The following is a 20,207-nucleotide window of genomic DNA, read 5'->3' as shown; positions in this document are numbered from 1 at the left end:
CCCGAGACCGCGCGGCGATGCCCGACCGCGCGGCGAATCGGCCACAGGCGCGGCTATTCGGGGACGGTCGCTATCGCATCGATCTCCACCAGCGCGCCGGGGCGAGCGTGTCCCGCGGTGGAGACGACCGTGATGGCGGTGCGGTGGTCGCCCCACACTTTTCGCGCCGCCGCGTATCCCGCCTGTGCGTCGGCCCCGGCGACAAGGTAGATCGTGAGTTTGACGACGTGTTCGGGACCGGTATTCGCAGACGCCAGCACGGTCAGTACGTTGCGCATGGCCTGGATGGTCTGCGCTTCCAAGCCGTCCAGCAGTTCTCCCGTGCCGTCGGTGCCGAGCTGACCGCCGACATAGACCGTCTGGGCAGCGGGCGCGATCACGCCCTGTGTGAAGGCCGGGTTGTGATGCAGTTCTTCGGGGTCGAGGTGGGTCGTCTTCGTGATCATGGGTTTCCTGACAGCCTCGGAGTGTGTATAGAGGTCGCGGATCAGGCAGACCTCGGACAGGTGGTGGATCAGCTCACGGTGGATGTGCAGCACCAGATCGGCCATGGGCGCCTCGGGGAAAGGCTCGTTCGGGCCGATCGGGACCCGGAGTCCGGCGTCGCCGAGACCACGCACTCCGGTCAGCCAGATGTCGAGCTGGGCTTCGAGCTGGTCGAGCGCCGTGGCCGCGTCGCCCGCGTATTCCCATGTCTCGTACGCGGCCGCCGGCGCGCCGAAATGGGTCGCGTTGCGCGCGGCGAGCACGCCGACGATGACGTGACCGAGCCGCCAGGCGATCGTGGTGAACGGCGCGGGGACCGGATTCGGGAAGGCGTAGTCGATCGTGAAGTCCCCGGCCCCCGCCTGCACGGGCGCCGTCGAACTGCCGCGCGGTCGCACGCTCCAGGCGTCCGGTACCGGAGACCAGAAGTACTCGTCGTCGGTGAGACCGTGGAGCCGGTCGCGTAGCTGATCGTTCCAGTGGGCTTCCCACTGCTCGCGCAGTGTCCTGTTCCAGTCGAGTGCGTCTGCGTTCATGCCGCCCACCCTGGCACCCCTAGCGGACAGAATCGGTCCGCTATTTCTGGCAGGCTGAGCGACATGGAAGCGGCGAGCGGTACCGAGCGGGGCACGACCGAGCGGGTGCTGACCCTGCTCGGACTGCTGCAGCAACGCCAGGTCTGGACCGCGCGCGAGCTCGCGGAGCGGCTGGGCGTCACGCCGCGCACGGTACGGCGCGATGTCGAGCGCCTGCGCACGCTCGGCTATCCGGTGCACGCCTGTCACGGCGTCGGCGGCGGCTATCAGCTCGGCCGGGGACAGGAGCTGCCGCCGCTGCTGCTCGACGACGAGGAAGCGATCGTCACCGCGGTCTCGCTCCTCGGCGGCGCGGGCGCCGCGGTCGCGGGCGCCGGGGATGTCGCGCTCCGGGCGCTGGCGAAACTCGACCGGGTGCTGCCCACCCGTTTGCGGCACGAAGTGCAGGCACTCTCCGGCTCGGTGGAGTCCTTCGGCGGAGGTCACCCGCCGGTCGACCCCGACGTGCTGATGACGCTGGCCAGAGCCTGCCGCGACGAGGTCGAGGCCGGTTTCGACTATCCCGCCGGAGACCGGGTGCGCCGGCGGCGGGTCGAGCCCTACCGCTTGGTCGCCTCCGACCGGCGCTGGTACCTGCTGGCCTTCGACCTCGATCGTGCGGACTGGCGCAGCTTCCGTGTCGACCGGATGACCGAGGTGGCCGCGCGGACGTGGCGCTTCCGACCACGCGCGGCGCCCGAGGCGGCGGCCTACGTACAGGAAGGCGTGGCGAACCGGGTCTACCCACTGCGGGCCCGATTCCTCGTGCACGCCTCCGCCGACACGGTGCGCGCGCAGATTCCGGCGTCGGCGGCCGTCGTACGGCCGTGCGGCAGCGGGCGCTGCGAGGTCCGCAGCGGAGCCGACCACAGCCTGGACTTCGTGCTCATGCATGTGCTGTTGCTGGGGCACGACTTCGAGATACTCGACCCGCCCGAGCTCGCGCACCGCGCCCGCGCGCTGGCCGAGAAACTGCTGTCGGCTGGGGTGACGGCCGCACCGACGCACCGCATCGCGGATTCGTGAGCCCGTCGCGGCCCACGAGCGTCGCGAGCCTCGGATGTAGCGGTTCGCGCCCTCGCGTCCACGGCATGGACACCCGCGCATCGCTCATGTGCGTCCTACTGCCGAGCGACTACAACCGGCTCGGTACCGGAGCCGGTCGGTGTCCCGGCCTGCGCGGTTCCACCGCCCGATTCGCCGCACGTGGGCGACGCCGACCGCGGTCTGTAGGTCAGACAGGCTGCCGATGCTCCGTCCACTGCCAGGAAGACCACTATGCGCGCGGTGTCGAGCAGGCCCGTTTCCCGCGCATGGAGGTAGGCGTGTACCGGCCCCGCGGTGTAGGGATCTCCGATCGAGGCGTCGAAACCGACGACCGACCGCGACGGAATGGCGAGCGCGCCGGCCAAGCGGACGCGGAAGTCGGCGGCCTGGTCGGGCGCCAGCAGCAGCGCGTGTCCTTCGGCGAAGTGGCGGCCGTCGAGCCCTTCGGAGTCCAGACAGGCACGCACCACCTCGGCCGCCGAATCCACCCGGTCCTCCGCACCGGTACGAACGCGGATCGCGCTGCGACCGTCGGCGCCGACATCGTTCAGCGGCACCCAGGCGATGGGGCCGACCGGGCCGGTGGTGTCGCGCGTGTGCAGCCGCCCGAATCCTCCTGTGGCAGGCGAGGTTCCGAGCAACAGGGCGGCGCCGCTGGCGCTGTAGGGGAAATCGGCGACGTGGCGCTCGGTCGAGGGGTGGGTGTCGCCCGCGACGACCAACGCGTACCGAACCGTGCCGGTGGCGAGGAAGGTGTCGGCGGTCGCGATGGCGTGCAGCAGGCCGCAGGCCCCGTGCATCAGGTCGAAGGACAGAACCGGGACGCGCCCGGCCGCATACATGAGCCCGAGGCCGATCCGCTTCTGGATGAGGGCCGACACGGCCGGCTCGGAGATATTGCTGTCCCGGAAGACGCCCCCGTTGATCAGCATCCCGATCTCGTGCAGGCCGACCTCCGAGCGCTCGACGCAGGCCAGTGCCGCGCGAGTGGCCAGTTCGAGGTAGCTGCCGGTGTCGAGGTCGCGGTTCGTCGCGGCCGAGACGATCGTCGTCGCCATGCTCATGCCGCCAAACGCGAGATGGTCGCGGCGAGATACCCGGAGACGATGCCCGATGCCGCGGGGATCATCAGAATCTTGGATCCCTTCGGAACCCTCTGTTGTGCGAGATGCTCGTGCAGGACCAGGAAGTGAGAGGTCGAAGCGGTATTGCCGTAGTCGTGCAGCACGTTGAGGGCCTGCGGCATCGGCGTGCCGAAATGCCGTTCGGTCAGATCCGAGATGTACTCGATGGCCGGCGCGCTGAATTGATGATGGATCCAGTAGTCGTATTTCTCGCTCTCCCAGGTGCGTCCGGTCTCGGCGAGGAAGTCGGCCATACGGTCGATGCCCTGCCGATACCGGGCTTCGTTCTGCATGGCGCGGTTGTCGGTGTACATCGCGATGCCGCCGGTGCGGTCGCTGGGCATTCCGATGCAGTGCTCGGCGCCGTCGGCCGCGGTCATCAGCTCGACATAGTGCAGTTCGTCCTCGTCGTCGCCCCGGTCGTCGAGCACAACCGCGACCGCGGCGTCACCGACCGTCAACGCCGCGAATTGCGGGTCGTAGGGGCGGCTGATCTCGCGCAGCGCCGTCTCGGCGATCGGCGTGATCTGCTCGCCGCTGACCACCAGGCCGTTGCGCACCGCACCGGCCTTGATCATGCGATCGAGCACCATCACTCCGGTGATCATCCCGGCGCAGGCATTGGAGACATCGAAGTGCCGAGCCGCGTTCGCGCCGATCGCATTGCCGAGCATGAGCGCGAAAGAAGGTGCGTAGCAGAAGATTCCCGCGCCGCGAGTACGCGTGATGGAGGCCGAGATGACGACGTCCAATTCGTCGGCCCGATACCCGGAATGCCACAGACAGTCCTCGATCGCGTGCAACGCCAGCTCGAAGGACGATTCGTACCGGTCCGGATCCGAGTCGTAGACACGACGATTCTTGATCCCGGTGATGCGCTCCAGGTCCAGCGACCGCGGCACGGCCAGCTCGGCGATCAGATCCTCGGTGGAGCGGACAGTCGTCGGCGTGTACGCGCCGATCGACTCGAAACGAGTACGGATCATGCTCCCCTGCCTTCCGCTTCAGTCGGCGTCGATTGTCGTGTTGCTCAGCGATAACGGTGTCGCTGGTCGTGTGCGCCTACCCGGTGAGTCCGACCAGAGCGGCGCTGACTTCACACAACTGCTGCCCGAGTGCGTCGTCCTGCGCGAGACGGGACGGAGCCTTGACGCGGTTGTTCTGGAAGTAACAGCCGCTGACCGCGGCGACCTCCGGGTCGGCGGCCAGGTAGGTCAGCGCTCGTCCTCCTTCCGCGGCGGAGATCATGAACAATCGCTTGGCGAGCGCCACGAAAGGTTGCCCGAACCACGGCATCGAATCCCAGATCCCGGTTGCCACCGCACCGGGGTGAAAGGCGTTGACCGTTACGCCGGTTCCCTCCAGACGCCGCGCCAGCGCCCGGGTGTACAGGACGTTCGCCAGCTTGGACCGGCTGTATGCCTTTTCTCCCGAATAACTCTCCCGGAACTCCAGATCGGCGAAATCCATGGTGGCGCCGAATTGCATGACCGACGAGGTGAACACGATGCGCGACGGGGCGCTGCGCACCATCAGATCCGTCAGCAGTTCGGTGAGCAGGAAACCACCGAGATGGTTGACGGCGAAGGTGGCCTCGATGCCGTCCACGGTCTCGCTCCTGGCCTTGTGGTAGCCACCTGCGTTGTTGGCCAGCACATCCAGCCGGTCGTAGGCGGACGAAACCTCCTTCGCCAGCTGACGGACCGAGGACTGCGACGCGAAATCGCACTCCAGCGTGTCGACTCCCGCCGCCCCCGCGCCTCGGACCAGCTTCGCCGCGGCGGAGAGCTTCTCCGGACTCCGCCCCACCAACACGAGCCGATTCCCTTGCGCCGCCAGCTGCTGAGCCGACTCCAGCCCGATACCCGATGTCGCCCCCGTGATCAGGATTGTCTGCACAGCCGACCACCCTGCCACAGAAGTTTCCTCGGAGATTGCTGACACGAGCCATCCGAACCGAGATTTCCGTCGTCGCCGACCTCGGCTTCGAGGAGCATGTCCGACTCACGCCGAAGTCTCAGCTCAGGCTGCGGCTGTGGCGAAGCGGCTCCTGCGGAGAACCAAATGTCCCGCGGTGGCGAGGTGAACGAGCGCGAGCGCGCTGCCGCCCGCCATCATGCCCGGAATTCCCTGCGCGGCGCCGATGGCGACGTCACCGAGCTGTACCGCGCCGGACACGGTGAGCAGCGGTAGGAGTGCCCTCTTGCGGCGGCCGGCCAGGCTGAACAGCAGCGCGGCACCCAGCGGGATCGCCCGGGCCGCGTACGCCTGGGCATACAGATCGATCCCGGGCGAGTCCGCGCCGATCGAGATCGCGGCGGTCGGATCGACCAGTGCCGCGACGCTGAATGCCACGGCGGTGGCCGCGCCGATCGCATTGACAACGACCGCGGTTCGATTGAGCTTCTCGTCCTGCATCTTTCACTCCAAAAATCATTCAGACCGTGACTGATTTAGTTTCAGTATTATGCTCGCCATGAAGAACGTCAAGGCGGAAAAGCTGCCGGAGACCCTCAGCTTCCGGCTCGGACTGCTGGGCGCGTTCCTGACCGACCGCTTCAGCGCCGATGTGTCGGGTCTCGAGCTCAAGCCGAAGCACGCCGGGATGTTGAATGTGTTGGCGGCCAACGGACCGACATCGCAGATGGAGATGGCACAGCTACTGCGCGTCGCGCCGAGTCTGGTCGTCGCGCTGGCCGACCACCTCGAGTCCCTCGGGGCCATCGAACGGTTGCGAGACCCGAAGGATCGCCGCCGTCAGAATCTGAACCTGACCCCGCACGGCCGCGCACTACTGCGCAAATGCCTCGACGCCGCGCGGGCGATCGACGCCGAGACCACCACGGATCTCACCGCCGCCGAGCGTGCCGACCTGCATCGCATCCTCGGCACGATCGCCGATCGGCTGGGGCTGCCCAGCTGATGGCGTGCGAGCGCTGCCACCGTAGCCGTCGCCTCGGCAGGCCGATCGGCGAAACGGGGTATGGTTAGCTCTATGAACACCCAAAGGTTGCGAATCCGCCGCGATTTGTGTGTTGTGAAGTTGTGACCAACACTTCCGGAGACGCGTACCCCCTCGCGGACACGATGACCACCACGGTCGCGGCCCACGACGGCGCCACGGTGCTGACGGTGGCCGGCGAGGTCGATCTCGCGACGGCGCCCGCACTGGAGAATGCGATCGATGCCATTCTCAGCGGCAAGCCCGCGGCCCTGATCATCGACCTCACCGCGGTCAGCTTCCTCGCCTCGGCGGGCATGGCGACGCTCGTCGCGGCCCACCAGCGCGCCGGCTCGACCACCGCGATCGCCGTCGTCGCCGAGGGCCCGGCGACCAGTCGGCAACTGAAGATGACCAGTTTGGATCAGGTCTTCGCGCTGCATTCGACGTTGGACGCCGCGCTGGCGGCGCTCCAGCAGAGATGACGCGTGCCGCTGCCGCCGTCGCACCCGTCGACGGCGGCAGCGCCTTGCTCAGACCAGTTCGCGCAGCTGTTCGATCAGCTTGACGCGCTCGGCGGCGGTGGCCGCCATCGGAACGACGTTCAGGACCGTCACGCCGGCTTCCTTGAAGGCCGCGACCCGCTCCTTGACGTATCCGGCCGAGCCGACCAGGGAGATGTCCCGGACCAGCTGGTCCGGGACCGCCTTCGTCGCGGCCTCCTTCTCCCCCGCCAGATACAGCTCCTGGATGCGGTCGGCCTCGGCGCCGTAGCCGTACTTGGTGGCCAGGGTGTGGTAGAAGTTCTTGCCCTTGGCGCCCATGCCGCCGATGTAGAGCGCCAGATGCGGCTTCACGAACTGCAGCAGCGGTTCGACGTTGTCCCCGATGGCCAGGGCCGGACCCGCGTACACGTCCAGGTCGCCCAAGGCGGGGTCGCGCTTGGCCAGACCCGCGGTGAGCGAGTCCGCCCACACATCCTTCGCCTTCTCCGGCAGGAAGAAGATCGGCTGCCAGCCCTCGGCGATCTCGGCGGCCAGTTCCACGTTCTTCGGTCCGAGCGCGGCCAGCAGCACCGGAATGCGCTCACGCACCGGGTGGTTGATCAGCTTGAGCGGCTTGCCGAGACCGGTGCCCCGTTCGGCGGGCAGCGGGATCTGGTAGTACTTGCCCTGGTATTCCAGGCGCTCGCGCCGCCAGACCTTCCGGCAGATCTCGACCAGTTCCCTGGTCCGGCCGATCGGCGCGTCATAGGGCACGCCGTGGAAGCCCTCGATCACCTGCGGACCCGACGCGCCCAGCCCGAGCACGTACCGTCCGTCGGAGACGAAGTCCAGGCCCGCCGCGGTCATGGCGGTCAGGCTCGGGGTACGCGTGTAGAGCTGCAGGATGCCGGAGGCCAACTGCAGGCGCGTGGTCTTCGCGGCCAGGTAACCGAGCGCGCTCACCGCGTCGAACGAGTACGCCTCGGGCACGAACACGATGTCCAGGCCCGCCCGCTCGAGGTCGGCGACTTCGGCCGCCGCCTCTTTGAAGCCCCCCGAGTAGTTGATGCTCAATCCGATGCGCATGGCACTCAACATAACGGCGGGTACGCTCGGGCCGCGCACCGGCCACAGGGGAAGGCCCGGCAAGGCGTGGTCACGACCGTACGACCGGCGGCACGGGGTAGCGTCTACTCGTAGACCATCCTCGCCGTAAACGAAAGGCAACACCCTCGTGTCGCAGACCAGCTCGTCGTCCACGGAAACTGCGCCGTCCTTCGGCGGGGCCGCCCTGGCGCAGTACCTGAGCGATCTGGCCGCCAAGATTCCCGCACCGGGCGGCGGCGCGGTGGCCGCGCTGCACGCCGCGCAGGCCGCCGCGCTCGTCGCGATGGTCGCGCGATACACCACCCGCGCCAAGGACGCCGAGAACCGGCCGGTGGTCGATCGGATCATCGAGGCCGCCGACGCGGCCCGCGAGCGCGCTCTCGCGCTGGCCGACGCCGACGCCGCCGCGTTCACGGCTGTCGGCGCCGCCTACAAGCTGCCCAAGGACACCCCGGAGGATCTCGCCGCCCGCACCGCGGCGATCAACGACGCGCTGATCGAGGCCGCCCGCGTGCCCGCCGCCGTCGTCGACGAGGCGGACGAGGTGCTGTCGCTGGCGGCGGAGCTGTTCCCGATCGGGAATCCGAACGTCGTCACCGACATCGGCGCGGCCGCCGACGCCTGCCGCGCCGCCGCGACCTCCTCGCAGCTCAACATCGAGATCAACGTGGCGTCGCTGCCCGCCGCCGAGGGCGACCGGTTCGCCGCGGTCCTGGTGCGGATCGACGAGCTCACCGCGCGGGCGGACGCCCTGCACGCCGACGTCGTGCACGCCGTTCGCCGCTGACTCGCTCGCGCGGGCCGCGGCCCGGCCCCGTCAGGCGGGCGGGTTCCAAGCGACCAGCACGATCTTGCCGCGCACCCGTCCGGACTCGCTGAGTTCGTGCGCCTTCGCGGCATCCGCGAGCGGTAGCACCTGGTCGATGGTCGCGCGCAGATGACCGCGCTCGACCATCGTGGTGATCTCGCGCAGCGATACCCCGGACGGTTCGACATAGAACCGCTCGTAACGCGGATCGGCTTCCGCATCCGAACCCTGCGTGTCGATCAATCTGCCGTCGGGCCGGAGCACCGGGACCGAGCGAGAACCGTACGCTCCACCGACCAGGTCGAGCACGACGTCGACGTCGCGCACCGCGGCGCCGAAATCGACCGCGGTGTAGTCGATCACCTCGTCGGCGCCGAGTCCGCGCAGGTATTCGTGGTTGACCGCGCGTGCGGTGCCGATCACGTAGGCGCCCCGATGCCGGGCTATCTGCACCGCCAGATGCCCGACGCCTCCCGCGGCGGCGTGCACCAGCAGGCGTTGCCCCGCTCCGAGCGCGGCCAGCGCCTGCCACGCGGTCAGCGCCGCCGTCGGCAGCGCCGCGGCGTGCACCAGGTCGAGGTTCCTCGGCTTCGGCGCCAGGGCGTGCGCTTGTGCCACAACGTATTCCGCGTTCGCGCCGCCGAAGACCATGCCGTATACCGGATCACCGACCGCGAACCGGTCCACACCGGGTCCGAGTTCGGCCACGACACCCGACACGTCGAGCCCCAGCGTCAGCGGTGGATCGCCGAGCCTCCCGACCAGCCCGGCGCGCACCTTCCAGTCGGCGGCGTTGACGCTGGTCGCGGCGACCCGCACCAGCACCTCCTCCGGACCCGGCCGCGGCCGATCCACCTCGACCACTTGGAGCACTTCCGGGCCACCGAACGCGTATTGCGTGATTGCGAGCATGCACCGATTCTGGCCACTCGTGGTACCTTTCGGAAAGAAGGCACCTTCTTGATACCGAGGTACCCAATGGATACTGCCTGTGACCGGCCCGCGGCCGGCAGCCTGGTCGACAACTACTTGCACCGCTGCCCCGCACGAGAAGTGCTGACCGTGCTCGCCGACAAATGGGTGATGCTCGTGCTCGGCGTGCTGCGCGGCCACGGCGGGCCGATCCGCTTCAACGAGCTGCGCCGCCGCCTGGACGGCATCACCCAGAAGATGCTCACCCGCACGCTGCGCGCCCTGGAGCGCGAGGGGCTGGTGCACCGCGCGGTCTACCCCACGGTGCCGCCCCGCGTGGAGTACTCGCTCACCGAACTCGGCGCGAGCATCGGCGCGATCACGCATGCCATGGGCATCTGGGCCGTCGAGCACCAGGACCGGATCCTCTCCGCCCGAGCGGATTTCGACGCGCGAGCGGCGGCCGCGCCGGAACCGCTGCCCGTCGGCGGCGCGCGCTGACCCTAGCCGGAGCCCTGGTACCGGTACGTGTGCCCGTTTCGACGCGACCGCGCGGGGTAAGCGCTCAGTGGTGGGCGTGTCCCCGGATCACAACTGGACCACGGACCAAGTTCTATCCGTGGCCGAGTTGATCATGGGGGCTTAGACTGTCTCTTGCCTACCACACCAGCTCGAAGGGGTGGACGCCATGAGGAGCGCCATTCGGTACCTGTTCCTCGCGACCGTGATCGTGGCACTGGCCGCGTTCGGGTCGGGCGCGGCGACAGCGACGATGATCGGAAAGCCGTCGACGCCCGCGGTGGCGGCGATCGGACCCTCGAACGGCCAGGTGGTGGGCGTGGCCCAGCCCGTGACCGTTCGTTTCGCCGCACCTGTCGCGAATCGCGCGCAGACGGAACAATCCATCGACATCAGAACGACCCGGCCACTGCCGGGCACATTCGCGTGGACCGACGATCGCGAAGTGACGTGGACGCCCACCGGGTTCCTGCCCGCAGGTTCGAACATACTCGTCTCGGTCGGCGGCGTGCGCACGGAATTCACCACCAACGCAGGCGTTTTCGGCGAAGCGAATATGTCGGCGCACACGTTCACGCTCACCGTCGGCGGCACCGTCGTCCGGACGATGCCCGCGTCGATGGGCAAGCCCGGATACGAAACGCCCACCGGCACATGGCCGGTTCTGGAGAAATTCCGGTCCGTCGTGTTCGACTCCCGCACCATCGGCATTCCGCTGAGTTCGCCGGAAGGCTACATCATCAACGGCGAGTTCGCCGAACGGCTCACGTGGGGCGGTGTTTTCATCCACTCGGCTCCGTGGTCGGTGGACCAGCAAGGTTACTCGAACGTCAGCCACGGCTGCATCAACCTCGCTCCCGACGACGCCGAATGGGTCTATCACACGATCGGCGTCGGCGACCCGGTCGTCACGCATTGGTGAACGGCGCCCTCCTCCGAGTAGCGTTCGGAAGACGTACCCGAGGGAGGGCCACCGTTGCGCGAGTTTCCGATCCCGCCGCCTCGTGACACGAAAGAAGCCGATTTCCAAGATCTTTGGGGCCCGTGGGCATTCGTCACGCCGGGCGATGTCGGCGAGATACTCGGCGACATCGACGCTCCCTGGTGGATCGCGGGAGGCTGGGCGATCGACGCCTGCACCGGCACCCGGCGGCGGCACAGCGACGTGGACGTGGCGATGTTCCGTGCCGATCTGCCCGCCCTGCGCACCGCCGCGCGCGGCCGCCTGCACATCTGGTCGGCGGGCCCCTACGGCATCCGCCCCGTCGACGAGCGCTGCCCTGACGTAGCCGAGAGCGCCGATCAGGTGTGGCTGCGCGCGAACGCTCGATCCCCGTGGCTGATCGACCTTCTGCTGAATCCGGGACAGGACGGGGCATGGGTCAACCGGCGCGATCGCTCCATGGTCGCACCGCTCGACGAGGTGACCTGGATCGCCGACGACGGCATCCGATACCTCAACCCGGAGCTGGTGCTGATCTTCAAGGCCAAGCAGCGCAGGCCGAAAGACCGCGTGGATCTCGAGCGGACCTGGCCGGAGCTGAGCGCCGCACAGCGCGCGGTGGTGCGGACCTACGTGACCGACCACTATCCCGAGCACGAATGGCTGGATCTACTGCGGTAGTACCGCTTCCCGAAATGTCTCTCGGGCAACGGCGCTCGCACTCTCGGCGCCGCGAAACGGCGTCGTGCGACTCGGTGGCGGTCGGCGCGAATCAGCGAGCCGGGCGGGGACGGCGCGGCACACGTGCGCCGGATCGACGTACCGGGCGGTACCCTCCGAGGGGCGGGACGGCTCAATTGTGAACGCGGCAGGGCGTTCCCGGCTCGGGACGATGCGGTTAATCTGACGGGGACCTGATGAAGGGTGGGGCGATGGATCGACCGGAGATGAGCGCACGACCCGGATACGACCGGGGGCATCCCTACAGCGCCGAGCGGCCGGTACAGGCGCCGTCCGGCGAGGACTACCGCGGCGAGTGGGCCGCGTGGGTGGATCGGCCGCCCGTGCCGCCGTCCGAACCCGCGCAGCCGCCGGAACCCGAACCGGAGCTGTACGAGGACCAATTCGCCGGGCTGATCGACCGCTCGCCCGCGCCGCGTTCACGGCGATGGGTGGTGCCACTGCTCGGCATACTCGGTATCGCCGCGCTGGCCCTCGTGGCCTATGTGCTGGTCGCGACCGGCGGCCCCGATCGGCAGGCCGCCGCACCGGTTCCGTCCGCGCAGGCCACCACGCCCGCCGCACCGACCGCGCAGTGCCCCGCCGAGCGGGTGGGCAACCGGATCCAGGGCAACGGCGTCGGCGGATTCGACTCCGGTCCCGCGGTGATCTTCGCTTTTCAGCACGCCTATTACGTGGACCGGTCCGGCGAGCAGGTCCGCGCCACCACCACCGCGGACGCCGCCGTACAAGCAGCCGACGCGATCCAGCGCGGCATCGACAGCATTCCGACGGGCACCACCCACTGTGTCGCGATCAGTCCCGGCGCCTTCGCGGGCCAGTACATCGTGGTGATCACCGAGCACCGCCCAGGACAGCAACCGGTGACCTACAATCCGCAGATCGTCACCACCACCAAGGACGGCGAGCGCACTCTCATCAGCGCCATCGCCCGCGGTTAGGCGTACCTCCGCCTTCGCTCCGGCCATGCGCGAGCTGCGTACCTCCGCCTTCGCTCCGGCCATGCGCGAACTGCGTACCTCCGCCTTCGCTCCGGCCATGCGCGAGCTGCGTACCTCCGCCTTCGCTCCGGCCATGCGCGAACTGCGTACCTCCGCCTTCGCTCCGGCCATGCGCGAACTGCGTACCTCCGCCTTCGCTCCGGCCATGCGCGAGCTGAGGACGGACTACGTCCGACCGCACCCATTAGGCAGCTCTCCGCAGGCGCGAGAGCGCCCGGTCAGTCGGATTCGGCGGCGGTGACCACGTGGCGCATGAGGAGGGCTGTGGTGACCGGGCCCACGCCACCGGGGACGGGACTGAGACCGGCGGCCTTGCCGCGTACCGAGTCCGCGTCGACATCGCCGACGATCTTGCCGTCGGGGGCCTCGTTGGTGCCGACGTCGATGACCACCGCGCCCTCCCGGACGTGCTTGCCGGAGATCAGGCCGATGCGGCCCGCCGCGGCGACGACGATGTCGGCGGCGGCGGTGACGGCGGCGAGGTCGGCGGTGCGGGAATGGCACACCGTGACGGTCGCGTCCTTCGCCAGCAGCAGCTGAGCGAGCGGCTTCCCGACGACGTTCGACCGGCCGACGACCGCGACGTGGCGGCCTGCCAGCGGGATCTGGTGGTGCTCGAGCAGTTCGACCACGGCCTCGGAGGTGGCGGGGACGAAGCCGTCCAGCCCGGCCGCCAGCAGGCCGAGCGACAACGGGCTGACGCCGTCGACGTCCTTGGACGCGACGATCGCGGAACTCACGTCGTCGAGGGTGACGCCCTTCGGGAGGGGGGTCTGCAGCATGATCGCGTCGGTCGCCGGATCCGCACCGCGCGCGGCGAGCTCGGCACGGATCTCCGCCGCACCGGCCGCTGCACCCAGATCGACCGTGTCGCAAGCGATTCCGAGTCGTTCGGCCGCTTTGCGAAGTGAGTTCACATACCAGGCGCTCGCGGGGTCGTCGTTCGCAACGACCAGAGCAAGACGCGGAGCGGCGCCGCCTTCGGTGCGCGCGGCGGCGCGGGCCTTGGTGTCGGCGTTGATGGCGGCGGCGAGTTCCTTGCCGGACAGCGAAACGGTATCCACGTTGACACAGCCTAACGGGCGCGGCCTGACGAATCCCTCCCGCGCCCACGTCGAGTTGAGCTAATGGAAGGCAATCGAACGCCGAACCGCGGGCGGACGCTCGGCGAACCGAACGAAGACCGTTCGACACGCCGGAAGGCACTCGTCCACCCTCGGGCCGCCAGGGGTCGAGCGGAGCGACACGGACGAGCATTGCCATGGCAGCCCGCCTTGCGCCGAACTGAACGTCTTCTTGGTACCGAGCGAAGATCGAAACGTGCCGACTCGGCATCGAAAATCGCCGACAGCGGATTTCGCGACCTGTCGTTCCGCCGAGCACACATAGCCGTGACGACGGCGCATGACCCGTTCGCCAATTGCCGGATCGCCGGGAACTTCGGCCGTATGGTAATTCCTGCTTGCCCCAGCTAACTGCTAGCACGTGCCAACCCGTTCCGCAGCGGAAAGGTGACGACTGTAGTGATGATCTCGAGGCATTGGAAATCTCTCGTCGCGGCGTCGTTCGCCGCGTTCTCGCTCACCGGGCTCGCCGGTGTCCCCGCGCACGCCGCGCCGGAAACGGACGCCCTCTACAACTCCGCCCAGCGGCACTTCGCCAACGGCGACGACAACGCGGGCCGCGCCGACCTGCGCAATCTGATCGGCGCCGACCCCGCCGACGCCGAAGCACTGGCCCTGCAGGCGATCTGGTCGGACTACGCCGGTGACCTGCCCGCGCTGGTGGACGCCATGGCCCGGCTGCACGCGGTCGATCCGGGCTTGGCACAGGGCACCGACAACGTGCTCGGCGCCATCCGCGCCGCGGTGGGCACCCTGCCGAACCCGCTGCCCGCGCTGGCGGGGCCGCAGACCGGCATCGTCGTGCTCGGCTACGGCCTGCTCCCGGACGGGGCGCTGCGTCCCGAACTGGTGAACCGGCTCACCGCGGCCTGGTTGCAGTCGATCGCCGCGCCGTTGTCGCCGATCGTCGTCACCGGCGGCAATCCGCAGAACGGCATCACCGAGGCCGAGGGCATGCGCGACTGGCTGGTCACCCACGGCGTGCCGCCCACGCGCGTCCACGTGGAGAGCCGCGCGGGCTCGACCGTGCAGAACGCCCTGTTCAGCACGAGGCTGCTGCGGGACGTGGGCGCGACGAGCGCGATCGTGGTCACCTCGCCCAATCACATCCGCCGCGCCGTGGCGGATTTCATCGTCGCGGGCACCAGGGTCGTCGGCGCGACGACCTCGCTCGAACAGCTGGTCTCGCAGCTGCCGCCGCCGGGCCGAGCGGGCCAGCGCGGCATCTACCTCGACGCCACCCGCACCTTCCAGCTCGACACGGCACGCTGACTCCGGGCCGATCGGGACCCGCGTCCGAAACGCCGGTCCCGCTCGCCCGGGAAATTTGTTGGCGGCGTCACGCGGGCGCGCGGCAGGATGGCCCGGTGACGTCAGCGGGAAGTACCGACGTGGTGGCTCGGCTCCGGGCGGCAGGCTGCGTGTTCGCCGAGGACGAGGCGCGGTTGCTCACGGCCGCCGCCGCAGAGACCGGTGTGCCCCTCGAATCGCTGGTCGCCCGGCGCGTCACCGGCAGTCCGCTCGAGCACCTGCTCGGCTGGGCGGAGTTCCACGGACTGCGGGTCGCGGTGTCGCCCGGCGTCTTCGTGCCACGGCAGCGCACCGCGTTCCTCGTCGATCTCGCGGTCGAGTTGATCCGCGACCGCACCGGCCATCCGGTGGTGGTCGATCTGTGCTGTGGCTCGGGCGCCCTCGGCCTCGCTGCGGCGCGGGCCGCCGCCGACGCGGGCCGCGCGATCACGCTGGCGGCCGCCGACATCGATCCGGTCGCGGTCGCGTGCGCCCGCCGCAACCTCACCCCGCTCGGCGCCCCGGTCTACGAAGGGGACCTCTTCGAGCCCTTGCCGGAGGAATTGCGCGGCTGCGTCGACGTCCTGCTCTGCAACACCCCCTACGTCCCCTCGGAGATGATCGCGCGGATGCCGCCGGAGGCACGCGATCACGAGCCGCGCACCGCCCTCGACGGCGGCCCGGACGGATTGGATGTCTTCCGCCGGGTCGCGGCCGATGCTGCCGAGTGGCTGGCCCCGGGCGGACACCTGCTCGTGGAGTCCAGCGAGGACCAAGCGCCGATCGCGCTCGACGTGCTGGCCGAGCACGGCCTCGCCGGGCGCGTCGCGGAGTCGGACGAGCACTACGCGACCGTGGTCATCGGCACCCGCCCCCGGTGACGACGGCGCACCGCCCGGCTCCGACCCGGATGCCGCGCTACTTCTTGCGGCCGGTGAACTGGTCCATCGAGTGGTAGACGCCGACCGTGTCGAGGAACAGGTCGCGCAGCTTGATCGGCAGCAGGCCGGAGAGCGCCTTGTTCAAGCGTGAGGTCCACGGCAGTACGAGCAGCGGGGCGCCGTTCTTCATCTCCCGCCACGAGGTGTCGACCACCTTCTGCTGGTCCAGGATCGGCGTGAACAGGAATCCCTTGGCGCCGTCGAACATTCCGGTGTTGATGTAGGTCGGGCAGACCGTGGTGATCTTCACGTGGTCGTGGCCGGCCTGTTCCAGCTCGATCCGCACGGAGTCCGACCAGCCCAGCGCCGCCCACTTGGACGCGGCGTAGACGCTCATGCGCGGGTTGGACACCAGGCCCGCCGAGGAAGCGATGGTCAACACTCGCGCCTCGGTGGATCCGGCGACCATCGCGGGCAGGAATTCGAGCGTGACGTACATCGGTCCGAGCGAGTTGATCGCCATCGTCTTGTCGATGTCGGCGCGGTTGTCGGTTTCCCAGAAGTAGCTGTTGCCGCGCACGATGCCCGCGTTGTTGACCAGGATGTCGATGCCGCCGACCTGCTCGCGCACGCTTGCCGCCGCCTCGGTGATCGACTCGGCCGAGGCCACGTCGACCACGTGATGATGCACGGCGCTGCCGCGGCCGGTCAGCTCGGCGGCGGTCTCCTTCAGCGCGGCCTCGTTGATGTCCCACAGCACCACCGCTGCGGCGCCTTCGCGCACCGCACGCTCGGCGAACAGCTTGCCGAGGCCCATCGCGGCCCCCGTGACCAGGACCCTCTTGCCCGCCACCGTGTCCAGTTTCATCCGTACCGCTTCCTGATCCGTGAGTCCTGCGAGTTACTTCTGCCGAAGCGATTTCATGACGCCGAAGTACAGCGTCATGGTCTTGGCCCAGAGCGCTTCGGACATGCCGGGCAGCGGCGCGATGGGCAGCACCCGCTGCACCGCGATGGTCTGGGTGTCGATGTACTTGAGCAGGCCTTCGGGACCGTGCCTGCGCCCCGTGCCGGAGATGCCGAGCCCACCCGATGGCGCGTCGGCGCTGCCCCACGCGGCGATGAAGCCCTCGTTGACGTTCACCGAGCCCGCGTTGATCCGCGCCGCCACCGCACGGCCGCGGGCGGTGTCCTTGGTCCACACGCTGGCGTTGAGGCCGTAGGCGGTGTCATTGGCCTGCGCAACGGCATCGTCGTCGCTGCTCACACGGTAGATCGAGACCACGGGGCCGAAGGTCTCCTCGCGATGCACCGTCATGCCCGGCCGCACGCCCGCCAGCACCGTGGGCTCGTAGAAGTACGGGCCGAGGTCCGGGCGCGCGCGACCGCCCGCCAGCACCGTGGCGCCCTTGGCCACCGCGTCGTTCACGTGTGCCAGCACCGTGTCCAGCTGACGCTGGAAGGTCAGCGAACCCATGTCGCTGTCGTAGTTCAGCCCGCCGCCGAGTTCGATGGCCTCGACGTGCCCGACGAATTCGGCGACGAAGCGGTCATAGACGCTGTCGTGTACGTAGATCCGTTCCATCGACTCGCACAGCTGCCCGGCCGAGGCGAAGCAGGCGCGGATGGCGATCTTGGCGGCACGGGAGACGTCCGCGTCGGCGAGCACCAGCAGCGGGTTCTTGCCACCCAGTTCGAGGGAGTAGCCGATCAGCCGCTCGCCCGCCTGCTGGGCGATGGTGCGCCCGGTGGCGCTGGAGCCGGTGTAGTCGACGTAGTCGGCGCGGGCGATCACGTCGCCGCCGATCACCGAACCGCGGCCGAGCACCGCCTGCCAGAGCCCACGCGGCAGTCCGGCGCGCACGGCGGCATCGATGGCCCACAACGCGGTCAGCGCGGTCTGGTTGTCCGGGCGCGCCACCACCGCGTTGCCCGCGACGAGGGCGGGCAGCGCGTCGGAGACCGCCAGGGCCAGCGGGTAGTTCCACGGCGAGATCACCGCCACCACGCCCTTGGGCCGGTGCAGCACGTCGATCTGGGTGAGCACGGGAAGCACTCCGCGCGGCTTGCGGGTGGCCAGCAGCCGCCCGGCCACCGAGGCGTAGTACCTGGCATTCACGGCCACGTCGCCGACCTCGTCGAACGCGTGCGCCCGTGCCTTGCCGGTCTCGGTCTGCACGATGTCCAGGATGGTGTCCTGCTCGGCCAGCACGATGTCGTGGAACCGGCGCAGCACCGCGACCCTTTCCCGCACCGGACGCCGTGCCCACTGGCGCTGCGCTTCGCGGGCGGTGGCGAACGCGGTCTCGATATCGGCGGTGGAGGACTGCGGCAGGTCGATGATCTTCGCGCCGGTCGCGGGCGCGAATACTTCGACCGCGGGGGCGCCGCCCGCGACGGCGTGCGCGAGCAACGGCCGCACCAGCGCGGAGGGCAGCGCGTCGGCGGTGACCGGGTGGGAGGCGGTGGTCATGTTCGGCCCTCTCGAGGACGGTGGGCCGCGTGCGCGCCCTATTAAATGAACAGTAGTGTTAGATTAATGTCTATGTCACTGCTCGTGTCAAGCTGTTCGTCGTGGCGCACAGGTATCCCGGAGGCCGCTTTGTGAGGTGGCACCATGCCCGCTGAGTCGACGGCCGCGCGGCGCGGCAGACCGCCGCAGACTCCGGAACAGGCCGAAGAGGTGCGCGCGCGGATCGTGCTGGCCACAGCGGAAGTGTTCACCCGCGGCGGTTCCCGCGGGCTGAGCGTCGCGCAGATCATCGAGCAGGCCGGGTTGGCACGGCCGACCTTCTACCGCTACTTCGCCAACGCGAACGAACCCCTGCTCGCGGTGCTCGACAGTTCCAACGACGGGTTGGTCGGCGGCATCCGCACGGCGCTGACGGGCACCGACGAGCCGGTCGAGCTGGGCATCCGATTGATCGACGCCTACCTGGGCTGGGCGCGCGGGCACGGCCCCATGCTGCGGCCGCTGTTCGCCGAGCTGCACGATCCGGGCTCGCCGGTGTCGGTATACCGGGAGCGCGCGCTCGACGACATCCGCGCGCTGGTACGCGAGACGTTCGCCGGGCTGGGCCGTCCGGTGCCGAGCCCGCTGGACCTGGACGCCGCGCTGCACCTGTGCGAGTACGTCGTCTACCGGATCTCCGCCGGTACCGCACCCGGCGCCGAGCCGGACGCGGACACCGTCGCGGCGGCACGCCTGACCATGATCCGGGTGCTGCTCACGACGCTCGGCACGCGAGCCGATGTGGAATACGCGCTGACGCTGCCCACGATCTTCCCCGCCGAGCCATAGCCCGGCCCGCGCGTCAGCGCGGAACCGGGGTGACGGGGCGGCTGTCGAGGACGCGCTGCTCGACCCGGTGGATCAGGTCGTGCACGCGCGGGTCCCGGGCCAGCCTGCTGTCCAGCACCACGTTGATCGCCCCGCGGAACAACGCGTAGGGCTCCCACTGTGGCGGCGCGATGGTGCGCGCGGCGCGACGGGCGATGCCGTCGGCGATGGATTCCGCCGCGTCGCGCACGGTGATGCGCAGGTTGAGCGGCCACGGCAGCAACGCGCCCAGATCGGCGCCCAGATCGTCTTCATCGAGGGTGCCGTGGGTCATCGCGGTGTCGACGATGCCGAAGTACGCCACGCCCGCGGTCGCGCCGACCGCGGCCAGCTCCACCCGCAGCGCCCGCCCGAACTGCTCGACGGCGGCCTTGCTGACCATGTAGGGCGAACCGGCCATGCCCGGCGCGAACGCCGCGGCGGAGGAGACCACCACCACGTGCCCTTTCGCGGCGACGATGTCGTCCAGCGCCGGATGCACAGTGTTGAACACGCCGGTCACGTTGATGCCGATGACCCGATCGAAGTCGCCGGGATTCATCGTCCGGATGGTCGCGGGCTCGGGCACCACACCCGCGTTGGCCACCACGACATCGATCCGTCCGAACCGCTCGCGCACTCGGGAGATGGCTTCGCGCATCCCGATTCGATCGGAGACGTCCGCGCGCACGACCAGCGCCCGCTCCCCCATCGAGCGCCCGACGGCCGCGGCGGTGGCCTCGTCGATGTCGATCAGCGCCACCGAAGCGCCAGAGGCGTAGAGCTTTTCGGCCAGTGCCCGGCCGATGCCGGTGCCCGCGCCGGTGATCACCACCACCCGGTCGCGGACATCCAGGTGCTCGGCGGGCGGGGAGAGAAGCTGACGCAGCAGGTCGACGACCAC

General features: G+C 69.4%; 23 protein-coding genes and 1 pseudogene. 12 read left to right on the top strand and 12 right to left on the bottom strand.

Features of this window, described 5'->3' with window-relative positions; translation table 11 throughout:
• Positions 1-53: 53 nt before the first annotated feature.
• Together ACWESM_RS08455 and ACWESM_RS08450 are read right to left on the bottom strand one after the other, a co-directional pair.
• Positions 54-446 carry a RidA family protein gene (locus ACWESM_RS08455; protein ID WP_452491442.1) on the bottom strand — a complete coding sequence of 131 codons (393 nt, stop codon included), beginning with the start codon at positions 444-446 and terminating at the stop codon, positions 54-56.
• Between the two features lie 12 nt (positions 447-458).
• Positions 459-1,022, bottom strand: a pseudogene (locus ACWESM_RS08450) (DinB family protein); the annotation flags it as partial.
• A 63-nt stretch (positions 1,023-1,085) separates the two neighbouring features.
• On the opposite strand from ACWESM_RS08450, the gene ACWESM_RS08445 reads away from it, so the two are divergent.
• The gene (locus ACWESM_RS08445) at positions 1,086-2,087 is read left to right on the top strand and encodes a helix-turn-helix transcriptional regulator (RefSeq protein ID WP_364428486.1); all 1,002 of its coding nucleotides are present in this window, start codon (positions 1,086-1,088) and stop codon (positions 2,085-2,087) included.
• 95 nt (positions 2,088-2,182) lie between these two features.
• Here ACWESM_RS08445 and ACWESM_RS08440 read toward each other — a convergent pair whose 3' ends face one another.
• From ACWESM_RS08440 to ACWESM_RS08425, 4 genes are all read right to left on the bottom strand, one after another.
• On the bottom strand, positions 2,183-3,172 hold the full coding sequence (locus tag ACWESM_RS08440) for a hypothetical protein (RefSeq protein ID WP_452491189.1): 990 nt from the start codon (positions 3,170-3,172) through the stop codon (positions 2,183-2,185).
• On the bottom strand, positions 3,169-4,218 hold the full coding sequence (locus tag ACWESM_RS08435) for a 3-oxoacyl-ACP synthase III family protein (protein WP_364428492.1): 1,050 nt from the start codon (positions 4,216-4,218) through the stop codon (positions 3,169-3,171). Before ACWESM_RS08435 ends, ACWESM_RS08440 begins: the two co-directional genes overlap by 4 nt.
• Positions 4,219-4,294: 76 nt before the next feature.
• Positions 4,295-5,131, bottom strand: a complete 837-nt coding sequence (locus ACWESM_RS08430) for an SDR family oxidoreductase (RefSeq protein WP_356961959.1) — start codon at positions 5,129-5,131, stop codon at positions 4,295-4,297.
• A 123-nt stretch (positions 5,132-5,254) separates the two neighbouring features.
• On the bottom strand, positions 5,255-5,650 hold the full coding sequence (locus ACWESM_RS08425; protein ID WP_355077422.1) for a hypothetical protein: 396 nt from the start codon (positions 5,648-5,650) through the stop codon (positions 5,255-5,257).
• Positions 5,651-5,708: 58 nt separating this feature from the next.
• Here ACWESM_RS08425 and ACWESM_RS08420 point away from each other — a divergent pair, with 58 nt between their 5' ends.
• Positions 5,709-6,155 carry a MarR family winged helix-turn-helix transcriptional regulator gene (locus ACWESM_RS08420; protein ID WP_355077420.1) on the top strand — a complete coding sequence of 149 codons (447 nt, stop codon included), beginning with the start codon at positions 5,709-5,711 and terminating at the stop codon, positions 6,153-6,155.
• Positions 6,156-6,319: 164 nt separating this feature from the next.
• The gene (locus ACWESM_RS08415; protein ID WP_364431340.1) at positions 6,320-6,658 is read left to right on the top strand and encodes an STAS domain-containing protein; all 339 of its coding nucleotides are present in this window, start codon (positions 6,320-6,322) and stop codon (positions 6,656-6,658) included.
• Positions 6,659-6,706: 48 nt separating this feature from the next.
• On the opposite strand, the gene ACWESM_RS08410 is transcribed toward ACWESM_RS08415, so the two are convergent.
• The gene (locus ACWESM_RS08410; RefSeq protein ID WP_355077418.1) at positions 6,707-7,744 is read right to left on the bottom strand and encodes an LLM class F420-dependent oxidoreductase; all 1,038 of its coding nucleotides are present in this window, start codon (positions 7,742-7,744) and stop codon (positions 6,707-6,709) included.
• Between the two features lie 148 nt (positions 7,745-7,892).
• Here ACWESM_RS08410 and ACWESM_RS08405 point away from each other — a divergent pair, with 148 nt between their 5' ends.
• Positions 7,893-8,552 carry a cyclodeaminase/cyclohydrolase family protein gene (locus ACWESM_RS08405; protein WP_355077416.1) on the top strand — a complete coding sequence of 220 codons (660 nt, stop codon included), beginning with the start codon at positions 7,893-7,895 and terminating at the stop codon, positions 8,550-8,552.
• Positions 8,553-8,582: 30 nt separating this feature from the next.
• On the opposite strand, the gene ACWESM_RS08400 is transcribed toward ACWESM_RS08405, so the two are convergent.
• Positions 8,583-9,485, bottom strand: coding sequence for an NADP-dependent oxidoreductase (locus ACWESM_RS08400; RefSeq protein WP_452491188.1), 903 nt, complete (start codon positions 9,483-9,485; stop codon positions 8,583-8,585).
• Between the two features lie 66 nt (positions 9,486-9,551).
• On the opposite strand from ACWESM_RS08400, the gene ACWESM_RS08395 reads away from it, so the two are divergent.
• The 5 genes from ACWESM_RS08395 to ACWESM_RS08375 all read left to right on the top strand — a co-directional run bounded on the left by ACWESM_RS08395 (position 9,552) and on the right by ACWESM_RS08375 (position 12,930).
• Positions 9,552-9,986 (top strand): winged helix-turn-helix transcriptional regulator, encoded by a 435-nt coding sequence (locus ACWESM_RS08395; RefSeq protein WP_364431016.1) that lies wholly within the window; start codon positions 9,552-9,554, stop codon positions 9,984-9,986.
• A 187-nt stretch (positions 9,987-10,173) separates the two neighbouring features.
• Positions 10,174-10,926 (top strand): L,D-transpeptidase, encoded by a 753-nt coding sequence (locus ACWESM_RS08390; protein WP_355077411.1) that lies wholly within the window; start codon positions 10,174-10,176, stop codon positions 10,924-10,926.
• A gap of 54 nt (positions 10,927-10,980) precedes the next feature.
• Positions 10,981-11,628, top strand: a complete 648-nt coding sequence (locus tag ACWESM_RS08385) for a nucleotidyltransferase domain-containing protein (RefSeq protein ID WP_452491187.1) — start codon at positions 10,981-10,983, stop codon at positions 11,626-11,628.
• A gap of 266 nt (positions 11,629-11,894) precedes the next feature.
• Positions 11,895-12,629 carry a hypothetical protein gene (locus tag ACWESM_RS08380; RefSeq protein ID WP_452491186.1) on the top strand — a complete coding sequence of 245 codons (735 nt, stop codon included), beginning with the start codon at positions 11,895-11,897 and terminating at the stop codon, positions 12,627-12,629.
• A gap of 25 nt (positions 12,630-12,654) precedes the next feature.
• The gene (locus tag ACWESM_RS08375; protein ID WP_452491185.1) at positions 12,655-12,930 is read left to right on the top strand and encodes a hypothetical protein; all 276 of its coding nucleotides are present in this window, start codon (positions 12,655-12,657) and stop codon (positions 12,928-12,930) included.
• On the opposite strand, the gene ACWESM_RS08370 is transcribed toward ACWESM_RS08375, so the two are convergent.
• Entirely contained in the window at positions 12,908-13,753 is an 846-nt protein-coding gene (locus ACWESM_RS08370) for a bifunctional 5,10-methylenetetrahydrofolate dehydrogenase/5,10-methenyltetrahydrofolate cyclohydrolase (RefSeq protein WP_356961946.1), read from the bottom strand. The genes ACWESM_RS08375 and ACWESM_RS08370 overlap by 23 nt on opposite strands.
• A 462-nt stretch (positions 13,754-14,215) precedes the next feature.
• Between ACWESM_RS08370 and ACWESM_RS08365 the strand changes: the two genes are divergently transcribed.
• Positions 14,216-15,085 carry an ElyC/SanA/YdcF family protein gene (locus ACWESM_RS08365; protein ID WP_452491184.1) on the top strand — a complete coding sequence of 290 codons (870 nt, stop codon included), beginning with the start codon at positions 14,216-14,218 and terminating at the stop codon, positions 15,083-15,085.
• Between the two features lie 95 nt (positions 15,086-15,180).
• Positions 15,181-15,984: a putative protein N(5)-glutamine methyltransferase gene (locus ACWESM_RS08360; protein ID WP_355077403.1), complete on the top strand. Its 804-nt coding sequence runs from the start codon at positions 15,181-15,183 to the stop codon at positions 15,982-15,984.
• Positions 15,985-16,021: 37 nt separating this feature from the next.
• Here ACWESM_RS08360 and ACWESM_RS08355 read toward each other — a convergent pair whose 3' ends face one another.
• Both ACWESM_RS08355 and ACWESM_RS08350 read right to left on the bottom strand, forming a co-directional pair.
• Entirely contained in the window at positions 16,022-16,852 is an 831-nt protein-coding gene (locus tag ACWESM_RS08355; RefSeq protein ID WP_364431028.1) for an SDR family NAD(P)-dependent oxidoreductase, read from the bottom strand.
• Between the two features lie 33 nt (positions 16,853-16,885).
• Positions 16,886-18,457, bottom strand: a complete 1,572-nt coding sequence (locus ACWESM_RS08350) for a succinic semialdehyde dehydrogenase (RefSeq protein WP_452491183.1) — start codon at positions 18,455-18,457, stop codon at positions 16,886-16,888.
• Positions 18,458-18,601: 144 nt separating this feature from the next.
• Here ACWESM_RS08350 and ACWESM_RS08345 point away from each other — a divergent pair, with 144 nt between their 5' ends.
• Positions 18,602-19,285, top strand: a complete 684-nt coding sequence (locus tag ACWESM_RS08345; RefSeq protein WP_452491182.1) for a TetR/AcrR family transcriptional regulator — start codon at positions 18,602-18,604, stop codon at positions 19,283-19,285.
• Positions 19,286-19,298: 13 nt separating this feature from the next.
• Here the strand turns inward: ACWESM_RS08345 and ACWESM_RS08340 are convergent, their stop codons facing one another.
• Positions 19,299-20,207: a short-chain dehydrogenase/reductase gene (locus ACWESM_RS08340; RefSeq protein ID WP_364431037.1), complete on the bottom strand. Its 909-nt coding sequence runs from the start codon at positions 20,205-20,207 to the stop codon at positions 19,299-19,301.

It is taken from the genome of Nocardia sp. NPDC003999, assembly GCF_053604885.1.
The sequence above is the reverse complement of the archived record's forward strand: the minus strand, read 5'-3'. Positions and strand labels throughout refer to the sequence as shown.